This window comes from Pseudomonas sp. P5_B2 (genome assembly GCF_056400445.1).
In genome coordinates, this window is sequence record NZ_JBFULH010000871.1 from 1 (window position 1) to 1,437 (window position 1,437).

The 1,437-nt window shown below is 52.3% G+C and carries 1 protein-coding gene and 1 pseudogene; both read left to right on the forward strand.

The window, feature by feature from the left end; genetic code table 11:
* Window positions 1-209, forward strand: a pseudogene (locus AC1DRJ_RS27590) (LysR family transcriptional regulator); the annotation flags it as partial.
* A gap of 309 nt (window positions 210-518) precedes the next feature.
* On the forward strand, window positions 519-1,139 hold the full coding sequence (locus AC1DRJ_RS27595) for a glutathione S-transferase family protein (protein ID WP_477804936.1): 621 nt from the start codon (window positions 519-521) through the stop codon (window positions 1,137-1,139).
* Window positions 1,140-1,437 lie beyond the last annotated feature (298 nt).

Below are 1,437 nucleotides of genomic sequence, written 5' to 3' on the forward strand. Positions count from 1 at the left end.
ATACAAGCGCTGAACAGATGTCTGAGATGCTAATGTCTGGCGAAATTTCAGTGGGTGTAGGCCACGCGCCCAATTTAGTGCCTGAACTACAGAAAACCGCACTCGGAAAAACCGCTATCAGCCTTGTTTGGCGCCGCGCAGATGAATCTGATCCAGCCGAGGTCTGGCTTCGAAGTGAACTATTGAAATGTTTCAACGAGAAAACCTAAAACCCCATTGCCCTTACGAGATCAGAAAAGGAACGGATGGCCAATGTCGATCTCAAGATGATCACAGCACTGCACACGTTTACTCGCTCGTTCAACATGATTGGCTGACCATCGGTAAAATTGTCTTGTGGCATGGGTGAAGGCACGACTCCTATTGTGTTTCAGCTGGTAGGAGCGCAATTTTCCGAGGACAGGCTACTGAATTTTGGCCACGTGTTTCAGCAGAGTACCGAATGGCATCGCCGTCGCCCCGACCTCGCATCCTGAGGCAGCGCGTGCCTAACCAAATCCCGCGCGAGGGAGTGTCTGATGAACGCTGTTATAGAGCTGTACGGCGCCCAAACCGGCAACAGCCTGAGGGCTGCAATCGCCTTGGAAGAAGCAGGTGTGCCGTACACGGCACGCCTATTGAATCTGCGGGCACTTGAGCACCGCGACCCGGCGTACCTGGCGCTCAATCCCGCTGGAAAAGTCCCAACTCTGGTTGATAACACATCAGTACCGGCACGGATCATCAATCAATCAAACGCAATCATTCAGTTCGCCGACGCTAGTGCTCCCGGCCGGCTAGCCCCCGCACAACTTGGATCGGAACATGATCGGGTTTTTGATCGGTATTTCTTTTTCGTGACTGACGTCATTGCGCCTAGCCACGCAGCTTTCTTCTTGCGCCAAACTGGACTTGACGATGCAGCTGCAAAGATCGAGCGGCTTGTCATCGAGCAACTGGTCTATTCGGAAAGTTTTCTTACCGACGCCTTCATGGCTGGCGATCATTTCTCCATGGCAGATATCTCAGCGTTCACCATTGCTGCATCAGTACGTGACAAATTGAACTGGGCAACGCTGCCTCGCTTATCGCGGTGGTTCAATGCAGTCGATGCTAGACCTGCCGTACAACGGGGAATAAGAGCTTTCGAGAAGCCGTAGTCGCAATCTTGGGGAACACTCCGACAACCAGATTCTCGGCCCACGTGCAAATTCTAAATTTGGCAGGCTATCGCGACTTTCGCAGCAGGATTGTCGCACGAGATACTGCTGAGCTATCTGCCCGCGTTCTTTACAGGCTGCGTACTTTGCTTGATCGCCGCTATTGGAATATTGACGGTCAGACAGAAGGAAAAGATAGCTGCATTAGTCCAGAACGCGTGATGAATCATGCCTATGACTCCGAGGAAACATAGGCTTGGACGGAGGCTGTCGTTCACGGAAGCAGAATGTGTGGAAG